Origin of the sequence: Brevundimonas sp. DC300-4 (genome assembly GCF_049897365.1) — a bacterium.
Lineage (GTDB): Bacteria > Pseudomonadota > Alphaproteobacteria > Caulobacterales > Caulobacteraceae > Brevundimonas.
The window spans coordinates 1-17748 of the sequence record NZ_JAFCWC010000012.1 but is presented as its reverse complement, the minus strand read 5'-3'; the positions used below and the strand labels follow the sequence as shown (position 1 = coordinate 17748).

The window sequence follows — 17748 nt, the reverse complement described above, 5'->3', positions numbered from 1 at the left end:
CCGCCCGGGGTCAGGTTCCTAGATCGGCTATCGGATTCAACGCGTCGAGACGATCAGGGCTGCGCCACCACCGGCGCCAGCACCGAGGCCACGTCCCCCAGGTCGTCGATGGATCGACGCATGACAGCGGGCCGGAAGGCATGGGTCGCCTGCTCGAAGGCGTAGCCGAGCGACAGGATGCGCGCATCGTCCCACCTGGCCCCGATGAAGCTCAGGCCCACCGGCAGGCCCTGCACGAACCCCATCGGCACGGTCAGATGCGGATAGCCGGCGACTGCGGGCAGCGTCGACGCCGCCCCTAGATAGTGATCGCCGTTGACTACATCGATCGACCAAGCGGGTCCCACCGTCGGAGCGACCAGGGCCACAACCGCGTTCCGGCTCAGCAGCCGGTCGATCCCCTCGACTCCCGCCAGCCTCAGCGAGGTCTCGCGCGCCGCGATGTATTCCGGATCGTCCAGCCCCCGCGTCGCCTCGGCCTTGATGAAGGTTTCCTGCCCGAACAGGGCCATCTCGCGCGGCGTCGCGATGTTGAAGGCGATGACGTCGGCCAGGGTCCGGGTGCGCACCTGCTCCGGGTCGGTTGAAGCCAGATAGGCGTTCAGGTCGGCCTTGAGTTCATAGTGCAGCACGGTCGTCTCGGCCTCGCCGATGGCGTCCATGTCCGGCCCGTCGGCGATGTCGATCAGCACGGCTCCGGCATCGCGCAAGGCCTGCAGCGTCTGTTCGAACACCACGTCCGTGCCGGGCGAATAGCCGGTCAGGAACCGCGCCACCCCGATCCGCGTCCCGCGCAGCGAACCGGCGTCGAGAGCCGCCCGGAAGTCGGTCTTCCTCGCATCCGCCTCGGCCGTCGCCGGATCGGCGGGGTCGCTGCCGGCGATGACCGACAACAGGATGGCCGCGTCCTCGACGGTGCGTGTCATCGGCCCGGCCGTGTCCTGCGAATGGCTGATCGGCACGATGTGCGTGCGTGACACCATCCCGACTGTAGGCTTGAAGCCGACGATGCCGTTGATTGCGGCCGGGCAGACGATCGACCCGTCCGTCTCCGTCCCGATGGCCGCGGGGGCCAGTCCTGCCGCCACCGCCGCGCCGGAGCCCGAGGACGAGCCGCAGGTGTTGCGGTCCAGCGCATGCGGATTGCGGGTCAGGCCGCCCACCGCGCTCCAACCGGACACCGAGGCCGACGAGCGGATGTTGGCCCATTCCGACAGGTTGGTCTTGCCCAGGATGACCGCGCCCGCCGCTCTCAGCCGCGCGACCAGAGGCGCGTCCCGCCCCGGCGCGTTGTCGAGCAGCGCCATCGACCCAGCGGTCGTCGGCATGTCGGCCGTCTCGATATTGTCCTTGAGCAGGATCGGCACGCCGGACAGGGGGCCCGGCGCGAACACGCCCGGCTCCATCCCATCGAGATCACTGACCGCGATCACCGCGTTGATCGGCTGATCCGACCCGACCCCTGTCGAGGCGATCAGCGCCATCGAGGCTCTCAGGGCCCCCGGGGCCAGCGTCGGGTCCGCGATCAGGGCGGCCACGGTCGGCGGCTGGTATCGGGGAGCGTCCTGGCCCAGGTCCCAGCTGCCGTCGCCATTGGGTGTGGCACATCCCGCCAGAGTCAGGGCGGCCAGGGTGAGGCCGAAAACCAGTCCGCGCCGGATCATCATTGTGCGTCCTGACCGGCCGGGGCCCGTTCGCCCGGCGCCCGTCGCGCCATCGTCTTCTGCTCGAAGGCATAGCCCAGCGACAGCACTGTCGCGTCCTGCCAGGCGCTGGCCATGAAGCTGATCCCGACCGGCATGCCGCGATCCATCCCCATCGGCACGGTCAGGTGCGGATAGCCGGCGACGGCCGCCAGGGTGCTGGCCGATCCCTGTCCCTCGTCCTCGTCGTCCCGGTCGTTGGTCCAGGCGCGCGAGGTCGTCGGCGACACCAGGGCCGCGACGCGGTTCTCCGCCATCATCCGGTCGATCCCCTCGACGCCCGAGAGCCTCAGCGAGGTCTCCCGCGCCGTGACATAGGCCGGGTCTTCCAGCCCACCGGTCGCCTCGGCGCGCTCGAACAGTTCCTGCCCGAACAGCACCGTCTCGTGCGGCTCGGCCGCGTTGAAGGCGATGACCTCCGCCAGGGTCCGCGTCGGCACCTGCTTCGGGTCTGTCGAGGACAGATAGGCGTTCAGATCGACCTTCAGCTCGGTCAGCAGGACCGTCAGCTGCGCCCCGCCGATGGCCCGCATGTCCGGTCCCTCGGTGATCTCGACCAGCTCGGCGCCGGCGTCGCGCATGGCCTGCAGCGACCGTTCGAACGCAGCCTTCGTATCGTCGGAGAAGTTGTTGGCCAAGAACCGCAGCACCCCGATCCGCGCGCCGCGCAGGGAGTCCGCATCGAGGGCGGCGACATAGTCGACCTTGCGCATGTCCGCCTCGACCGTCGCGGCATCCATAGGGTCCGATCCGGCGATGGCGGTCAGGACCAGGGCCGCATCATGCACCGTGGCAGCGATGGGTCCGGCGGTGTCCTGGGAATGGCTGATCGGCACGATATGGGTGCGGCTGACCAGTCCCACGGTGGGCTTGAACCCGACCACCCCGTTGACCGAGGCCGGGCAGACGATGGAGCCGTTGGTCTCCGTGCCGATGGCGACGGGCGCCAGTCCGACGGCGACCGCGACCGCGCTGCCCGACGAGGAGCCACAGGCCGTCCGCGTCGCATCATAGGGGTTGGGCGTCAGACCACCGACCGCGCTCCAGCCGCTGATGGACCGGGTCGAGCGGATGTTGGCCCACTCCGACAGATTGGTCTTGCCGAGGATCAGGAAGCCCGCCGCTCGCAGCCGCGTCACCAGCGGCGCGTCCCGTCCCGGTGCATTGTTCGCCAGCGCCAGCGACCCCGCCGTCGTCGGCATATCCGCCGTCTCGATATTGTCCTTCAGCAGGATCGGCAGGCCCGCCGCCGCGCTGGCGCCGTACGCGACGGCATCAGCCGTGGCCGCCCAGCGGATCACCGCATGCGAGGTCATCGCGTCCCGCTGACACGCAGAGATCACCAGCCCCGCCGCGACCCCGGCTTCGCCGCCATCGAGCGGCGTCAGGCCGGCGCAATGCGCGTCCGCCTCCGCCGCCTGCGCGGCCAGGATCGGCGCCGTGTCCTGCGCGAACGCCGGCGCCGCGAACCCGGCGAGGATCAGTCCGCCGAGGGCGCCCGCAATCCGATCGTGCGGTCGAGGAAGTCGAGATACATGCGCCATTGTTGCAGCTGCCTGTCGTTGCCCCGCACGCCGTGCCGCTGCCCGGGATAGAGCATCAGTTCGAACGGGATGGATTTGGACTGAAGCGAGTCGATGACCCGCGTCGAGTTTTCGAGAATGACGTTGTCGTCCGCCATGCCGTGCATCAGCAGAAGCCGGCCAGTGAGGTTGTCCAGACGCGGAATGGCGTCTGATGCGGCATAGCCTTCGGGGTTGGCCTCCGGCGTCGACATGAACCGCTCGGTGTAGTGGGTGTCATAGAGGCTCCACTCCGTCGGCGGCGCCCCGACGGCTGCGGCCGCCAGTCCCATGTCCGGCTCGGTCAGCGCCATCAGGCTCATGAACCCGCCATAGGACCACCCCATCATGGCGATGCGATTGTCGTCCACGTAAGGCAGCGATCTCAGATAGTTGGCTGCCAGAACCTGATCCTCGACTTCAACCGTTCCCATCTGCCGGTACAGCGACTGTTTGAACGCCGCCGAACGGTCCCCCTCACCCCGGTTGTCGAGGCGGAAAACGATATATCCCGCCTCGGTCAACAGTTGATTCGTCGTTGACTGCCAGCTCCGTTTCACCCCGGCTCCGGTGCTGGGGCCGCCGTAGACCTGCATCACAACCGGATAGGTCCGGGTTGGATCGAAGTCGGGCGGCGTCTGCATGCGCCAGACCAGGGTCTCGTGGCTCTGCAGCGTGCCGAACTCCGGCGCCCGAGTCCGCCCTGCAAACGGGAAGAAGGGATGCCCCTCGGCCAGCCGGTTCTCCTCGATCCAGCGCACCCGCGTCCCGTCGATCCGGTACAGGGCCGACTGCGGCGGCGTCACCGGATCGGAATAGTCGCCGACATAGGCCGTGGCCGTCCGGTTGACCGAGGCGCTCCACCATCCGCCCGCCGGGGTGATCGCCACGGGCGTGGCCGCCCGGTTCATGTTGGCGCGAAACAGCTGCTGCTCGATCGGCAACTCGCGCCCGTCGCGCATCGAGGCGGTGAAGAAGACCTCGCCCGTCCGCTCGTTGACGCCGTTCAGCGCCTTGACCGGCCAGTCGCCCGAGGTGATCGCCCGGATCTTCGTGCCGTCGGCGTTGTACAGATACAGGTGCCGCCAGCCGGTGCTCTCGTCCGACCAGATGAACCGGCCGTCGCTCAGGGCCTTGAAGTCATCGGTCAGATCGACCCAGGCCTTAGACGTCTGGGTCGCGATCACCTGCGACGCGCCCGTCGTCGGATCGACGCGCAGCAGGTCCAGCGTCTGCTGGTCCCGCGACTGGCGCTGGACGTAAAGGGTCCGCCCGTCCTTCGACCAGTTCACCCGGCCCAGATAGATGTCGGTGTCAGCCCCCAGGTCGACCTTGACCCGACGTCCGGCGGCGACGTCCTGCACATACAGTTCGACGATGGCGTTCGGCCGCCCGGCGCGCGGGTAGCGCTGCTCGACCACGCTCGCGCCGCCGCCGGTGATGTCCAGCCGGGGGACGATATCGACGGGCGTCTCGTCGGTCCGTTGCAGGGCGATGTAGGTCTCGTCCGGGCTCCACCAGTAGCCGGTGTCGCGGTCCATCTCCTCCTGGGCGATGAACTCCGCCGTCGCCCAGGTGATCAGGCCGTCGCCTTCGGTGGTGATTGCCTGCTCGGCGCCCGAGGCCAGGTTCATGACCACTAGGTCCTGGTCGCGCACGAAGGAGACGTAGTTCCCCTCGGGCGACACCTTGGCGTCGATCTCGTCGGCCTCGGTCTCGGTCAGGCGGCGAATTCCGCCCCCTTCCCGGCTGGCCAGGAAGATGTCGCCTTCCAGCGGCGCGAGGATGTAGCGCCCCTGTTCATCCCACGAATATTCGACCACGCCGCGCTGGGAGATGCGCATCCGCTCGCGCCGCGCCTTCTCGGCCTCGGACAGTTCGCCGGCGTCGGGGACCAGGGCCCGCGCATCAATCAGCTTGAACGGCTCGCCCGCTCCGGTCGGCGCGGCCCACAGGTCCAGCACCGAAACATCGTCCTCACGCGCCCTCAGGAAGGCGACCAATTCGCCGTCGGGCGACAGGCTGACCCCCTGGGCCACCGGGCCGTTCAGGCTGGGGTTGGCGAACACCCGCTCCGGCGTCAGCACGGCGGGGTTGGCGGACTGGGCGAAGGCCGAACCGGCCGTCAGGGCGAAGACGGAAGCAAGAAGAACTGTGCGCATGGGCGCGGACGCTAGTCGCAGAAATCGGCCGCGTCATCCCCTTCCATCCGAAGGGCTGCGACCTATCTTGGCGTGTCCGTCTGATAGTTCTGTTCGCATGAGGTCCGATGCGGCGAACAAGACTCAGTGGACTATCTAGACTCCAATTTCCGGAGTCGGGGGCATCAGACTCTATGGACGACCCGAACTCCAATTTCCGGAGTCGATTCGGCCGCGACCCCGACGACCTTTCGCCCGGCGGCCCGTCCGCCTAGAAGACCCGCAATGACCGACGCCGCCCTGTCCCCGCCGCCGCCGAAGCCCTCCGCCTTCCATGAGCTCGAGGTCGTCTGGGTCCATCACTGGACCGACCAGCTGTTCAGCTTCCGCGTCGCCCGCCCCGAGGATTTCCGCTTCCGCTCCGGCGAGTTCGTGATGATCGGCCTGCCGGGCGCTGACGGCGGCAAGCCCGTCCTGCGCGCCTATTCGATCGCCAGCCCGTCCTGGGACGAGGAGCTGGAGTTCCTCTCCATCGCCGTGCCAGACGGCCCCCTGACCTCGCGCCTGGTCAACATTAAACCGGGCGATACCGTCCTGATGGGCAAGAAGCCGACCGGGACCCTGGTGCTGGACGCCCTCACCGGCGGCGAGACCCTGTGGCTGATCGGGACCGGCACGGGCCTTGCCCCCTGGCTCAGCGTCGCCCGCGATCCCGACACCTACAGCCGCTTCGGCCGCGTCATCGTCTGCCACACGGCCCGCAACGTCGCCGATCTGTCGTACCGCGACTTCCTGACCGCCGGCATCCACGAGGATCCCCTGATCGGCGACGAGGCGAAGGCACAGTTGACCTACTATCCCACGGTCACCCGCGAGAATTTCGAAACCCCAGGCCGGATCACCGATCGCATCAAGTCCGGCGTCCTGTTCGAGGACCTCGGTCTGCCGCACAGCTTCTCGCCCGAGCGCGACCGCGTCATGCTGTGCGGCTCCATGGCCATGATCAAGGAAACCGCCGAACTGCTGGAAGGCTTCGGCATGAAGGAGGGCTCAAACGCAGAGCCCGGCGACTATGTTCTGGAGCGCGCCTTTGTCGGCTGAACACCACCCCCAGATCGTGGCCGTGGACGCCCGCATCGATCCTGCCGCCTGCCAGTCGATGACCGAGGTCCGCCAGGGCGTCGACGCCCTGGACCGCGCCCTCGTCGCCCTGCTGGCCGAGCGGCAGCGCTACATGGACGCCGCCGCCCGGATCAAGCCGGACCGCGACGCCGTCCACGACGATGCCCGTATCGAGGATGTGGTCTCGAAGGTTCTTGCGGCCGCCGACGCCCGTCATCTGTCGCGCGACATCGCCGAACCGGTCTGGCGCCTGCTCATCGACCGCTGCATCGCCCACGAGTTCTCGACCTACGACCGCACGCGTCGCTAGCCCTTCAGCGACCTCAGCATCAGTTCGTGCCGCCAGGCCGCAACGTCGGCCAGCGCCGCGTTGAGGGCGTCGCGGACATGGTCCAGCCTGGCCGGCGCGACCTCCTTTTCAGCCGTCTCGGCCTGGGCGCAGACCTCGGCCAGGGCCCCCGCTCCGATCCCCGCCGCCGCGCCCCGGATCGTGTGCACGGCGTCGCGCCAGCCCTCGATCCGGGTGTCCAGCATCGGCGACCACATCTCGGCCTGTTGCACGAACAGCCCCAGCACCTCCTCCGCGACCCCGTCGTCGCCGCCCGTCGTCCGGTCCAGGACCGAAAAGTCGACGGCGCCCGACAGGTCGCGGCGGGACATCAGGCGGCCTGATCGGGGTTCTTCGCCAGCCGGGCGTTCCGCGCCGACCACAGGAAGTAGATCGCGAGACCGACGGCGTTCCAGACCAGGAACCACATCTGGGTCGATGGACGCAGGCTGAAGAAGAAGACGACGCAGCCGACGATGGTGATCGACCCGACCAGCCACCACAGCGGCGCCCGGAATTTCCGCACCCGGTTCGGATCGCGCAGCCGCAGGACGATCAGGCAGACCCCCACCGCCGCGAAGGCCGCAAGGGTTCCCGCATTGGCCAGCGACGCCAGTTCGTCCAGCCGCATGACCCCGGCCAGGGCCGCGACCACGATGGCGGTGAACACCGTCACCACCGCCGGCACGCCGCGCGACGAAATCTTCGCCAGCGAGGTCGGCAACAGGCCATCGCGCGCCATGCCCAGGAAGATGCGGCTCTGGCCGAACAGGAAGGCCAGGAGGACCGTCGGAAGCGCGATCACGGCCGAGGCCGCGATCCATTGCGCCGCCGTCCCCTGCCCCATCTCGCGCAGGATCAGGGCCAGAGGCTCTGGGCTGTCTGCGAAGCTCGCCACCGGCCGAGCACCGATCGCGGCCGCCGCCACGACCAGGTACAGCACCGTGCAGATCAGCATTGAACCGACGATGCCGATCGCCAGGTCGCGCTCGGGCTTCTTGGTCTCTTCAGCCGCCGTCGAGATGGCGTCGAAGCCGTAGAAGGCGAAAAAGATGATCGCCGCCGCCGCCATGACCCCGGTCTGAACCGCCGGTTGGCCGGTGATCAGTTCCCCGAACGGCAAGGCGGGCGCTCCAAACCCGTTGGGCATGAAGGGGGTGAAGTTGGCCGCGTCGAACGCCGGCAAGGCGATGGCGACGAAGGCGATCAGGGCCGCGACCTTGATCACCACCAGGATGGCATTCAGCGTCGCGCTCTCCCGCGTGCCCAGCAGCAGCAGTCCGGTCACAAGGCCGATGATCGCCACAGCTGGCAGGTTGACCAGGCCGCCTGCGACATGGGGCCCCGCGGTCAGGGCCGTCGGCAGGTCGATGCCCAGTCCGGTCAGGAAGCCGACAGCGTATCCCGACCAGCCCACCGCCACAGCCGAGACCACGAGCGAGTATTCGAGGATCAGGCTCCAGCCCACGATCCAGGCGATCAGTTCGCCCAGCACCGCATAGGAGTAGGCGTAGGCGCTGCCCGCCTGGGGCATCATCGTCGACAACTCGGCATAGGCAAGGGCCGCGCAGGCGCAAACCAGTCCCGCCAGGGCGAAGCTGATCATCACCGCCGGCCCCGCAAGCCCCGCGCCGACGCCGATCAGGGTCAGGATGCCCGTCCCCACGATGGCCCCCACGCCCAGCGCCAGCAGGTGCGGCCAGCTCAGGGTCGCCTTCAGCCTCGGTCCGTCCGAGGCCTGGTGCATCGCGTCGATCGACTTGCGCCGGTTCCAGAAGGCCATTCGCTACTCCCCCGATGGCCCTTGCCGGACCGATTCCGCGGGGATGCTAGACCGGCCTGCGGCGAACCGGAACACCGGGCGGAAATCCCTTGCATCCCCGCCCTGATGTCTCTATTTCCGCCCCCTTCGCCGGACGTCCCTGACGACCGCGCGACGATGGTACGGGTGATTAGCTCAGTTGGTAGAGCAGCTGACTCTTAATCAGCGGGTCGTAGGTTCGAACCCTACATCACCCACCAATCTTTCATGGACTTAGCTGAAAAGGTCCCGTTCAGGTTCTCGCGCGGGGCACATATGGGGCACAAAGCGACAGAACGCGACAGCATTTCAGGCAAAGCAAAGGGCCGCTCCGATCTTTCTGGCGGCCCTTGTCGTGCGGGGTCGCGTGCGGTCAGTCTCGGCTCGGTAGCGCCATCGCGCGGCGCGAAATCTCGGGCATCAGCTCTAGCCGGCTAGCGGTGGCGTCGCCCATATCCATCCCCTGCCGGTAGGCCTGCGCGGCGTCGTCTAGGCGGGCACCCAGCGCCTGGGAGTAGGCGTCGAGCAAGTCAGCAGCTTCGTCGAATAAGGGCTCACTCGTGAAGGCGGCCCATGCCCGAAGCACCCGGATCGCCTCGTGATGGTTCCAAGCTTGAAGGCTGTCGAGGTAGACGTAGCTGCGTATGGTTTCGCGGACGTGCTTTGCCGATGGGTTATCGACGCCGCCCAACAGGTCGACGAGCCCTTGATTTGCGCTCTCAGGACGACCCCACCCTCCCAATAGCCCGGCGCGACGCATCGGCAGGACCGGCGGTCCCTCGGCAAGGGTCGGGTCGGCCGCAAGTTGCTGTTCGAGGCGAGACAAGGCGGCGCGCAGAGCGGCCCGTGCGTCCTCGCGTTTCTCGCTGACTGCCGCCTCAAGGCTGCTCGCCGGGATAAACGGTACAGCGCGATCGATGATCGCCCGCCAGCCAGCGACAAGCGCGTCCCGTGCAATCGGCTCCTGTGATGGATGCCCGACCCGGATCTGCACTTCGTGGGCGTGGTAGATCATGGCCCGGATTGCGTCCGAAACCTGAGACCCACCAAGCAGGCCGTCAACACCGGTGCGACCTTCCGCACCCTCATCGATCCACGCAGCGGCTACCTCGGAAGCCGTGCGCCCGGTCGCCTTCGCTTCCTCGTCAAGAACTTGTCGCGTCCGCTCAGTGATTCGCGCGGTGAAGGATGTTCGCTTCGCTCCATCCACAGACGATTTCGGCGGCCTCCCACGCTTCGGCTGATCGGTCCCTTGTTTCTCTTTCATTTTCAATGCCCTAGACCCGTCACCAACGGAACCTGTTTGGCGACCACTGGCAAGATCTATGACCTTGCGGAGATATTGGCAACAAATTATATATTTGGACAGCGGTTACTGTGCGTATTTCTCCTCACCGCAGCGGAGACTATTCGATGGGCCTAGACAACAAGACCCTGATCGTTCGACCAGACGGCCGGGTCAGCCGACGGCAGTCGGCTGAGTTCCTGGGCGTGAGCCCATCAACGATGGCGTGGTGGGCGTGGAAAGGGATCGGTCCCCGTCCGCTGAAAACAGGCGGACGGGCCTACTACCTGATCGATGATCTGCGCCGGTTCGCTGGCACGGGGTCTGAGGCCGTGACCACGGGGGCGGAAGCCTAGTGGAACAAAGGGTGCACACACTTTTGCGGCCTGCGGAAGTCTCCCGCCGCACAACTCTTTCGCGGACGACGCTCTGGCGTCTCGTCCGCGCACAGGTGTTCCCCGCCCCAATCAAGTTGGGAGCGGGAAACAGGATCGCTTTTTCAGAGGAAGCGGTCGGCAACTGGATCAATCAACGAAAGGACGCGTCCCCACGATGACTGTTCAATTCCGGGTGGGGGGTTCTGCAAAAACCCCTTGGCCCAACGTCAGCAGCAAGCCCAACAGCGATAATCGAAAGCTCTTCGCTCCGCAACCTGAGAGGCCCGATCCGTTCCGCCCTCGGAGCCGCGAAGCCGCGTTCCGCGACCTGATCGAAATCGCGAAGGCGTCGGATCGGATGCTGGCGGAAGCCCGCGACCACACCGGGGCAACGGCCATCGCCTGCCGGGCGCTGGCGAACGTCTACCACACCCGGGCCGTGCACCTGTCCGCGCTCGTCCAGTCCCTCCCTCCCGGAAAAGGCGTTTGCTGCATGAGCGTCTATGACCCCGAGACCATGACCCCGCGCGCTCACAAGAGTTCGGCTCACACCGCCGTCGCCGCAGCCATCGACGCGGGGAAGACGGCTCCGACGATGATCGACCGGATCTGGGAGATTTACTTGACCGGGCCGCACACCCCGGAAGAGGTCCACGAGAAGCTGTCCAGCGAGGGACGCATCCTCCTAACGTCGGTGCGGGCTCGCATCTGCGGGCTGCACAAGGCGGGCCGCCTGATCGCGTCGGGCGAGAAGGGCCTGGGGGAATCCCGGCGGTCCAAGGTTATCAGGTGGAAGATCGCCAGCCCCACCCAGATGTCCGAGGCCATCGCTAAGCGGGTCGCTGCAACGTGAGCGCCGTTCCGCTCACAGTCGCGACCATCGGCAAGAACGCGAGCGAAGAGGTGCGCGTGGTCCTCGACACCTTCAAGGGCCACAACCTCGTTGACATGCGAGTGTTCGCCGCCTTCTCGGCCGCAGCCGTCAAGATGCCCACGAAAAAGGGGCTGTCCTGCCGCGTCGAAATGCTGCCGGACCTGATCGAGGGCCTTCGTCAGGCAGAGGTCCAGGCACGGGCAATGGGGTGGATTGGTGGGGCCAACTGATGGGAGCCGCCCGCGATTATGATGCGGACTTCGAAGAAGCGGCCTTGGCTGTGCAGCAGCGTCAGATGACCGGAGCAACCCTCCGGGTCATCGACGCCGACGATGATCTGCCGCTGGACGTCGAACCGGCTCCGCTCTGGCCGTGTCGTCCGTTTGCATGGAAAGACCCCGCCACGCTCCCGACGCGGGAATCCGTCTACGGCCGGCACTACGTTCGCAAGTTCGTGAGTGCGACTTTCTCCCCGGGCGGCCTCGGTAAGTCCTCTCTGGCCTGCGTGGAAGCGCTCGTCATGGCCAGCGGCAAGCCCCTTCTCGGCGTTAAGCCGGTCGGGCGCACCGTCGTCGCCTATTGGGGTGGCGAGGATCCGGAAGACGAGACGGAGCGCCGGGTTATGGCGGCTGCCGTCCATCACGGACTGACGGCCGCCGACCTGTCGGCTCACGGCGTGGAGTCGGAGGACCCTTCCGGGGCCATGCTTTACCTCGGCTCGGGTCGTCAGGTTCCCATTGTGCTTGCCGAGCAACAGGCCTCGGGCGTCACGATCAACGGGCCGAACGTCGAAGCCATTGAAGCCATGATCTCGGCCTACGGAATTGGCGTCGTCATCATCGACCCCTTTGTCAGCTCTCACCGCGTCTCGGAAAACGACAACAACGCCATCGACCGGGTCGTGAAGGCGTGGGCGCAGATAGCAGACCGGCGGAATGTGTCGGTCGAGCTGGTGCACCACACCCGCAAGGGCAACGGCGCGGAGACTACGGTTGAAGACGGGCGAGGCGCTACGGCGCTTCTCTACGCGGCCCGATCCGCCCGCGTGCTCAACGGCATGACCCAGGAAGAGGCCGACAGGGCGGGTGTGGAGAACCGCTATGAGTATTTCCGTCTGGATCACGGCAAGGCCAACATGGCCCCCCGCAGCGGGGTTTCGGCATGGCATCGGCTGGTCAATTTCGATCTCGACAACGGCTGGAATGTTGGGCCATCCGATCACATCGGCGTGGTCACCGCATGGGACTGGCCGGACGCTTTCAGCGGCGTGACAGCTGCTGACCTCCTTGCGGTTCAGAAGGCGATAGACGCCGGCCACTGGCGGGAGAATATCCAGGCCGCTGAATGGGCTGGCAAGGCCGTCGCCGAAGCCATGGGCCTCGACCTCGACGACAAGGGCGGGAGGCAGAAGGCCAAGAACCTTCTTCGGAACTGGCTGAAAGAAGGAGCCCTCACGAGGATCATCGGCCGTGACGGGAAGGGCAACGAACGGCCCATGATCGAAGTCGGAAAGTGGGTCGAACCATGAGCGCCCCCACCTTGAAAAGTGAGGTGGGGAAAGGTGCGGAAGTGACCCTAAACCGGCACCCCCACCACCACCTTTATAGGGGTGGGGGGGGGTGTGGTGGGGGTGCGCCCAGCTGGTCGCGCAAGGTGGGGGCCGGCATCGCCGAATCCACGATCGATACGGGCGGGCCGCCATCGTGCGGCGTCCAACCGAGAAAATCTTGAAAACAGCAAGGCGAGAACAAGCGAATGGCTTTTGAGCCCGGCAAGAGCGGTAACCCGGATGGGCGGCCACCCGGCCCCAACAAGATCACGATGGCCACCCGCCTCCGGATTGCGGAGGAGTGCGACCCGATCGGCTTCCTCTCGTCAGTCATGAAAGGCGAACCACAGGTGACCGGAGAAGGCGACGACGCCGTGACGCATCAGCCAACCTTGGCGGATCGTACGGGCGCGGCCCGCTCCCTGCTGGGCAAGTTGGTTCCCGATGCGAAGGACCGCCCGCTGGCGTTCGAGGTCGGGGAGATCACCGGACCGGCCTATGCGCTCGCCTGTATGGGTCGGGTCATCGTCAGCATGGGGGCGGGGGACATCACCCCTGCGGAGGCAACATCCGTGATGAACGTGGTGAGCCTCTACGTGAAGGCGTGGGAGGCGAACGACCTGGAACAACGACTGGCGGCACTGGAGGCCAAGGCATGACAACCCCGTTGAGCAAACGAATGTCCAAGCTGGAGGGGGCGGATCAGACTGCGCCGCCTCGCGAGATTGCGCTGTTGGGACCGATCGATCCGGACCTTCCCGACTGGCCCGACCGGACCTCGCGCTGCCCTGTCCGCTCCATCCGCCTTGTCGGCGTCTCGCCTTGGAGGACTCACGATGAAGCCGCTTGAGCGCAGGTTGTCGGCATTGGAAAGCGCGGCACCGACTGGAGATGACGAACGGACCTGGCCCTGGGTTCGGCTTCTCTGGCATCGGGGCGAAACTCCTCCGGCAATCCTCGCCCGCCACAATGCAATCATCTCCAGGGTCGTAACACCGGGCGATCCTCCAGAATGGATGACCATGGCTGGGGACGCTGCATGAAAGCGCTGAGCCGCATTGCGGCCCTTGAGGGAAGGGGCGCGCTCCCGACCGATGAACGCCGCTGGCCGTGGGCGTGTCTGGCATGGCGGGAAGGTGACGCAGAGCCGGTGCCGCCCCCCAATCACCACGCAGTCATCATCCGGAAGCCTGCTTCATGGGAGGCCGGCGCATGACCGCCCGTAGTCGCATCGCGAAGCTGGAAACCGGCGACGGCCAAACGCCAATCCACGAGGACTGGCTGGATCTGCTGGAGGATCAGTCTCCAGAGAACAAGGCACGATTTGAGGCCCGCTTCCCTCTGTCTATTGAATCGGCCGTCGCCCGTTTCCTCGATAGCCTCGCCTGACCCCACCCCCGCTACGCGAGCGGCGAAGCTACCGCCCGGAAGTTACACCACGTCCGGGGGCACGACCGACGTTCCGAAAACGGGAGACACCGGCTCGGCCGTTGGTGCCTTGTACAGCTCTCAAAAATCTTCAGGCCCAGTTCAGTTCGTACCCGCCCTTTTGGAAGCCGAACGACAGGTCGTCGGTGTTGGAATCTGAGGGAAGGGTGAGCGCGATGTCGGGGCGGAACAGGCCCTCGTCGAGGGGCGTGGGGGTGTCCAACGCCGTGAACAAGTCGAGGCCGAAGTCGTTGAGGCCTATATCGTCGGGGGCCGTGGGGATCCAGGGCTGGAGGCCGCCGTCGGGCGTGGCGGGCAGGACGAAGGCTTCGTGGGCCTTGTCGAGGATGCCGATGCTGAAGTCGGCCGGATCGTAGGTCCCGTCGTGATCCAGCCCACCCGGCAGGACCTGGGCGTCGTCGAGGCCCTTGACCGGCTGGTCCTCGGCCGGAGCACCGATGAAGCCGGCGTAACGCACCCCGCCCAGCCACTGGGACGCGGTCAGCCCGACGTGTTCGGCGCTCTCGGAGAAGGTCAGCAGCATCTGGGCGCGGCTGGTCCCGGTGTTCAGGGCGTTGGTCCAGAACGACAGGCCGCCCGCGTCGGGCTCGCGGTCCAGGCAGAAGCGGTACATCTGTTCGATGAACTGCTGGTTCGTGACCGTGCCGTAGCGCTGCTGGAACTCGGGTGCCGAGGCGAAGGCCGCCGCGATGTCCAGGATGGCCATCCCGCCGCGCAGGTTGTTGACCCAGGTCGCCAGCCCGCCCGCGTCGGGCAGGCGGTCGAACGTCGCGTCGTAGAGCCGCGCGATGGTCAGGGCGCCCTCGTCTGCGACCCACAGGCCCTGGGCCAAGGTTCCCGCCGTCAGATCGCGGTGCTCCTGGCTCTCGGAGAAGATGACCAGCATCTCGGCGCGGGTGGTGCCGGAGTTCAGACGATCGGTCCAGGTCTGGATCCCGGCGGGGTCGCCGTTGCGGTTCAGGCAGAAGCGATACATCTGCTCGATGAAGGCCTGATTGTTCAGGGCGCCGTAGCGCTGCTGGAACTCCGGCGAAGTCAGGAAGGCCGAGGCCAGCGACAACAGGGTCTCCCCGCGCTCCAACCGGTCCAGCAGGCTCTCCAGACCGCCCGGATCGCCTCCACGGTCCAGGGCAGCGTCGTACAACCGCATGACCTGAGCCGCCTGAGAGTTCACGTCGAAGGTCAGGACCCCGTCGACAAACCGAGCCTCCTCGATCGAGATAAGGCTATCGGTGCCGCCCTCCGGGCCGCCCGACACGGCAGTGCTTGAAGCCGTCGAGTATTGGCGGCGAACGCCGGAATAGAGGGCCGCATCAAAGCCCTCGCCGCCGTTCAGGACGTCGCTGCCGCTCTGTCCGCGCAGCAGGTCATTGCCCGCGCCTCCGAGCAGAGCGTCGGAGCCGGAGGTCCCTGTTAGGGTGTCGGCGCCCGAGGTCCCCGCAATCGTGTTCAGCGCAGTGATAACGCGACCGTCAGCACCCACGTCGAGCACCCGGTCCGAGAAGCGCAGTTGTTCCACATCCGTTAGGACGTCACGTCCATCAGGCCCGATGACGACGATCGTGCCGTCCATGTAGGCAAAGGTCACCTGAGTCGAGGCTGCCGAGAACACGGCCAGATCTACGCCCGCTCCCCCGTCGATAACGTCGTCGTCTGCACCACCGTTCAGAACGTCGTTGCCGGCACCGCCTTCGAGGCGATCCGTGCCGATTCCGGCGTCGAGAAAGTCGTCACCCAAACCACCCTGGAGAAGGTCGTTGGAGTCTCCGCTGCGAACGACGTCGGCGTTGGCTGTGCCGGCGAAGTTAACTCTCGCCGAAGAAGCGACTAGCCCGTCGGTACGGACATCGTAGACCCCGTCCGTAAACTGCAGAACCTCGACGGATTGCAGCGTATCAGACCCATCGGCGCCGATAACTCCGATCGCGCCATTCGAATAGGTGAAAGTCGCATCCCCTCGGCGGCCGGAGAACAGGGCGACGTCTATGCCTGCTCCGCCGATGATCGTGTCATTGCCGCCCCCACCAAGCAGCAGGTCATTGCCAGCCCCGCCGTCGAGCATGTTGGCATTGCTGTCCCCGATGATTGTGTCGTTGCCAGATGTGCCGGTCACGTCCTCGATACTGATCAGGACGTCACGTCCGTGACCGGTGTCTTGCGCTGTTGTGATGTTGAGATCGACGGTACCGGAAACGCCCGACATGATGAACCTGTCACGTCCGGCTCCCCCGTCGACGATGTCATCGCCCGCGCCACCGTTCAAGACATCGTCACCGCCCTCACCAGTCAGGCGATCGTTGGCTGTCGTGCCGACCAAGACATCCGCGTTCGCGGTCCCACGGATCTGGCGCTGTCAGGGAAACTTCGCCAAGTCGAAAGCCCCCTACCCCGCCGCCATTCAGGCAACAGCCATCGCCCATGCGCCGTCCGCGTCGGCGCGGAATCGGCGAAGTGTGGGTCTGCCGATCAGATGGCGCTGGATGCTGAAGGTGTTGTAGATCGCTGCGTGGGTCGTGAGGAATCTCTGGGCTGAGGCTTGGAATTTGAACCTCTGCTGCTGTCGTTCTCGTCGTCGGATCGGCAGGTGGGAGTTCTCTGCCCGATTGTTCTCGCGAAGCCGGCTGGGTCGATGCAGATGCCTCAAATCCATTTGATCCAGAGCCGCGCCGTATGAGGCCAGGCCGTCGGTCGTGATCATCTCTGGCTCGACAGGCTGGTTGTGAAGGAGGCGCCTGAGCAGCTTCAACGCGGCCTCTGTGTCCCGCCGGCGCTGGACCAAGAGGTCGAGAACCTCGCCTTCGTCGTCGACGGCGCGCCACAGGTACATCCGCCTTCCGCCGATCGAACAGACCATCTCGTCCAGATGCCAGCGCGGCGACGGAGCTGGCCGACGGCGCTTCAGCCGCCTCGCGATCAGCGGTCCAAACTTGATCGTCCAGCGGCGGATCGTCTCGTAGCTGACGTCGATCCCGCGTTGCGCCAGGAGTTCCTCGACGTCACGAAAGCTGAGGCTGAAGCGAAAGTACAGCCAGGTGGCATGGCGGATCACATCTGCCGGAAACCGGTGGCGCTTAAACGAAATCGGCTTCACGAAATGTGTTCTCCGCCAGCGGCTTACGCCACAAATACCGGAGACCTTTTATCGTTCGCCTGATGGGGTGGATGGCCCCTGTGTCCGGCGTCTTAGCGCCATAGGGTGGCCGTTGTTTGAAGCGCCCACCTAACAGGAGCCATCCACCATGAACGTTACCACGATCGGGATTGATATCGCCAAGTCGGTGTTTCAGGTCCACGGCGTCGACGCCGCCGGCCAGGTGACAGTGATGAAGAAGCTGCGCCGCGCCGAAGTGATCAAGTTCTTCCAGTCGATCCCGGCATGCCTGGTCGGCATGGAGGCCTGCGCCACCGCGCACTTCTGGGCCCGGGAGATATCGGCTCTGGGCCACCAGGTTCGGCTGATGCCGCCCTCTTACGTGAAGGCCTATCTGCGGCGACAGAAGAACGACGCGGCCGACGCCGAGGCGATCTGTGAGGCGGTCACCCGTCCGACCATGCGG

18 protein-coding genes, 1 tRNA gene and 1 pseudogene are annotated in these 17748 nt (G+C 66.3%); 11 read left to right on the top strand and 9 right to left on the bottom strand.

Translation table 11 applies throughout. The features are described 5' to 3' along the window. Window positions 1–53: 53 nt before the first annotated feature. From ACP7AZ_RS15185 to ACP7AZ_RS15175, 3 genes are all read right to left on the bottom strand, one after another. Window positions 54–1484 (bottom strand): amidase, encoded by a 1431-nt coding sequence (locus ACP7AZ_RS15185; RefSeq protein WP_426039524.1) that lies wholly within the window; start codon window positions 1482–1484, stop codon window positions 54–56. Between the two features lie 179 nt (window positions 1485–1663). Next, window positions 1664–3247: an amidase gene (locus ACP7AZ_RS15180; RefSeq protein ID WP_426039475.1), complete on the bottom strand. Its 1584-nt coding sequence runs from the start codon at window positions 3245–3247 to the stop codon at window positions 1664–1666. Then, the gene (locus tag ACP7AZ_RS15175) at window positions 3184–5427 is read right to left on the bottom strand and encodes a DPP IV N-terminal domain-containing protein (RefSeq protein ID WP_426039474.1); all 2244 of its coding nucleotides are present in this window, start codon (window positions 5425–5427) and stop codon (window positions 3184–3186) included. The genes ACP7AZ_RS15180 and ACP7AZ_RS15175 overlap by 64 nt, the downstream gene beginning before the upstream one ends. A gap of 264 nt (window positions 5428–5691) precedes the next feature. On the opposite strand from ACP7AZ_RS15175, the gene ACP7AZ_RS15170 reads away from it, so the two are divergent. Together ACP7AZ_RS15170 and ACP7AZ_RS15165 are read left to right on the top strand one after the other, a co-directional pair. Continuing rightward, window positions 5692–6507, top strand: coding sequence for a ferredoxin--NADP reductase (locus tag ACP7AZ_RS15170; RefSeq protein ID WP_426039473.1), 816 nt, complete (start codon window positions 5692–5694; stop codon window positions 6505–6507). Then, window positions 6479–6838 carry a chorismate mutase gene (locus ACP7AZ_RS15165; protein WP_303694842.1) on the top strand — a complete coding sequence of 120 codons (360 nt, stop codon included), beginning with the start codon at window positions 6479–6481 and terminating at the stop codon, window positions 6836–6838. Before ACP7AZ_RS15170 ends, ACP7AZ_RS15165 begins: the two co-directional genes overlap by 29 nt. On the opposite strand, the gene ACP7AZ_RS15160 is transcribed toward ACP7AZ_RS15165, so the two are convergent. Then, window positions 6835–7188, bottom strand: a complete 354-nt coding sequence (locus ACP7AZ_RS15160) for an Hpt domain-containing protein (RefSeq protein ID WP_426039472.1) — start codon at window positions 7186–7188, stop codon at window positions 6835–6837. The two genes, ACP7AZ_RS15165 and ACP7AZ_RS15160, sit on opposite strands and share 4 nt — an antisense overlap. Further along, window positions 7188–8639 carry an amino acid permease gene (locus tag ACP7AZ_RS15155; protein WP_426039471.1) on the bottom strand — a complete coding sequence of 484 codons (1452 nt, stop codon included), beginning with the start codon at window positions 8637–8639 and terminating at the stop codon, window positions 7188–7190. The genes ACP7AZ_RS15160 and ACP7AZ_RS15155 overlap by 1 nt, the downstream gene beginning before the upstream one ends. 163 nt (window positions 8640–8802) lie before the next feature. Here ACP7AZ_RS15155 and ACP7AZ_RS15150 point away from each other — a divergent pair. Next, window positions 8803–8878 (top strand) — tRNA-Lys (locus tag ACP7AZ_RS15150). Window positions 8879–9030: 152 nt separating this feature from the next. Here ACP7AZ_RS15150 and ACP7AZ_RS15145 read toward each other — a convergent pair. After that, on the bottom strand, window positions 9031–9924 hold the full coding sequence (locus tag ACP7AZ_RS15145) for a hypothetical protein (protein ID WP_426039470.1): 894 nt from the start codon (window positions 9922–9924) through the stop codon (window positions 9031–9033). Between the two features lie 146 nt (window positions 9925–10070). Between ACP7AZ_RS15145 and ACP7AZ_RS15140 the strand changes: the two genes are divergently transcribed. The 7 genes from ACP7AZ_RS15140 (at window position 10071) to ACP7AZ_RS15110 (ending at window position 14131) form a co-directional block, all read left to right on the top strand. After that, window positions 10071–10298, top strand: coding sequence for a helix-turn-helix transcriptional regulator (locus ACP7AZ_RS15140; protein ID WP_426039469.1), 228 nt, complete (start codon window positions 10071–10073; stop codon window positions 10296–10298). After that, on the top strand, window positions 10298–10498 hold the full coding sequence (locus ACP7AZ_RS15135; RefSeq protein WP_426039468.1) for a helix-turn-helix transcriptional regulator: 201 nt from the start codon (window positions 10298–10300) through the stop codon (window positions 10496–10498). Before ACP7AZ_RS15140 ends, ACP7AZ_RS15135 begins: the two co-directional genes overlap by 1 nt. A 179-nt stretch (window positions 10499–10677) precedes the next feature. Further along, window positions 10678–11172, top strand: coding sequence for a hypothetical protein (locus ACP7AZ_RS15130; protein WP_426039467.1), 495 nt, complete (start codon window positions 10678–10680; stop codon window positions 11170–11172). Continuing rightward, the gene (locus ACP7AZ_RS15125) at window positions 11169–11423 is read left to right on the top strand and encodes a PC4/YdbC family ssDNA-binding protein (RefSeq protein ID WP_426039466.1); all 255 of its coding nucleotides are present in this window, start codon (window positions 11169–11171) and stop codon (window positions 11421–11423) included. Before ACP7AZ_RS15130 ends, ACP7AZ_RS15125 begins: the two co-directional genes overlap by 4 nt. Beyond that, complete coding sequence (locus ACP7AZ_RS15120; protein ID WP_426039465.1) at window positions 11423–12721, top strand: AAA family ATPase; 1299 nt, start codon at window positions 11423–11425, stop codon at window positions 12719–12721. Before ACP7AZ_RS15125 ends, ACP7AZ_RS15120 begins: the two co-directional genes overlap by 1 nt. A 227-nt stretch (window positions 12722–12948) precedes the next feature. Next, entirely contained in the window at window positions 12949–13401 is a 453-nt protein-coding gene (locus ACP7AZ_RS15115; RefSeq protein ID WP_426039464.1) for a hypothetical protein, read from the top strand. 553 nt (window positions 13402–13954) lie between these two features. After that, window positions 13955–14131 (top strand): hypothetical protein, encoded by a 177-nt coding sequence (locus tag ACP7AZ_RS15110; RefSeq protein ID WP_426039463.1) that lies wholly within the window; start codon window positions 13955–13957, stop codon window positions 14129–14131. 130 nt (window positions 14132–14261) lie between these two features. Here the strand turns inward: ACP7AZ_RS15110 and ACP7AZ_RS15105 are convergent, their stop codons facing one another. The 3 genes and pseudogenes from ACP7AZ_RS15105 to ACP7AZ_RS15095 all read right to left on the bottom strand — a co-directional run bounded on the left by ACP7AZ_RS15105 (window position 14262) and on the right by ACP7AZ_RS15095 (window position 17282). Next, a complete protein-coding gene (locus tag ACP7AZ_RS15105; protein ID WP_426039462.1) occupies window positions 14262–16394 on the bottom strand; it encodes a DUF4214 domain-containing protein in 2133 nt (710 codons plus the stop codon). Window positions 16395–16412: 18 nt separating this feature from the next. Next, window positions 16413–16535 (bottom strand): annotated as a pseudogene (locus tag ACP7AZ_RS15100) (calcium-binding protein); the annotation flags it as partial. A gap of 54 nt (window positions 16536–16589) precedes the next feature. Further along, window positions 16590–17282: an IS6 family transposase gene (locus ACP7AZ_RS15095; protein WP_426039461.1), complete on the bottom strand. Its 693-nt coding sequence runs from the start codon at window positions 17280–17282 to the stop codon at window positions 16590–16592. A gap of 148 nt (window positions 17283–17430) precedes the next feature. Here ACP7AZ_RS15095 and ACP7AZ_RS15090 point away from each other — a divergent pair. Next, window positions 17431–17748: IS110 family transposase (locus ACP7AZ_RS15090; RefSeq protein ID WP_426039460.1), on the top strand; the 318-nt coding region annotated here is incomplete at its 3' end.

Coding starts and splice junctions, on each gene's coding strand:
- ACP7AZ_RS15130 (WP_426039467.1), top strand. CDS start 10,678: ATGCTGGCGGAAGCCCGCGACCACACCGGGGCAACGGCCATCGCCTGC.
- ACP7AZ_RS15170 (WP_426039473.1), top strand. CDS start 5,692: ATGACCGACGCCGCCCTGTCCCCGCCGCCGCCGAAGCCCTCCGCCTTC.
- ACP7AZ_RS15120 (WP_426039465.1), top strand. CDS start 11,423: ATGGGAGCCGCCCGCGATTATGATGCGGACTTCGAAGAAGCGGCCTTG.
- ACP7AZ_RS15105 (WP_426039462.1), bottom strand. CDS start 16,394: ATGTCGGGCGTTTCCGGTACCGTCGATCTCAACATCACAACAGCGCAA.
- ACP7AZ_RS15185 (WP_426039524.1), bottom strand. CDS start 1,484: ATGGCGCTGATCGCCTCGACAGGGGTCGGGTCGGATCAGCCGATCAAC.
- ACP7AZ_RS15110 (WP_426039463.1), top strand. CDS start 13,955: ATGACCGCCCGTAGTCGCATCGCGAAGCTGGAAACCGGCGACGGCCAA.
- ACP7AZ_RS15160 (WP_426039472.1), bottom strand. CDS start 7,188: ATGTCCCGCCGCGACCTGTCGGGCGCCGTCGACTTTTCGGTCCTGGAC.
- ACP7AZ_RS15115 (WP_426039464.1), top strand. CDS start 12,949: ATGGCTTTTGAGCCCGGCAAGAGCGGTAACCCGGATGGGCGGCCACCC.
- ACP7AZ_RS15180 (WP_426039475.1), bottom strand. CDS start 3,247: ATGGCGCATGTATCTCGACTTCCTCGACCGCACGATCGGATTGCGGGC.
- ACP7AZ_RS15175 (WP_426039474.1), bottom strand. CDS start 5,427: ATGCGCACAGTTCTTCTTGCTTCCGTCTTCGCCCTGACGGCCGGTTCG.
- ACP7AZ_RS15140 (WP_426039469.1), top strand. CDS start 10,071: ATGGGCCTAGACAACAAGACCCTGATCGTTCGACCAGACGGCCGGGTC.
- ACP7AZ_RS15165 (WP_303694842.1), top strand. CDS start 6,479: ATGTTCTGGAGCGCGCCTTTGTCGGCTGAACACCACCCCCAGATCGTG.
- ACP7AZ_RS15155 (WP_426039471.1), bottom strand. CDS start 8,639: ATGGCCTTCTGGAACCGGCGCAAGTCGATCGACGCGATGCACCAGGCC.
- ACP7AZ_RS15145 (WP_426039470.1), bottom strand. CDS start 9,924: ATGAAAGAGAAACAAGGGACCGATCAGCCGAAGCGTGGGAGGCCGCCG.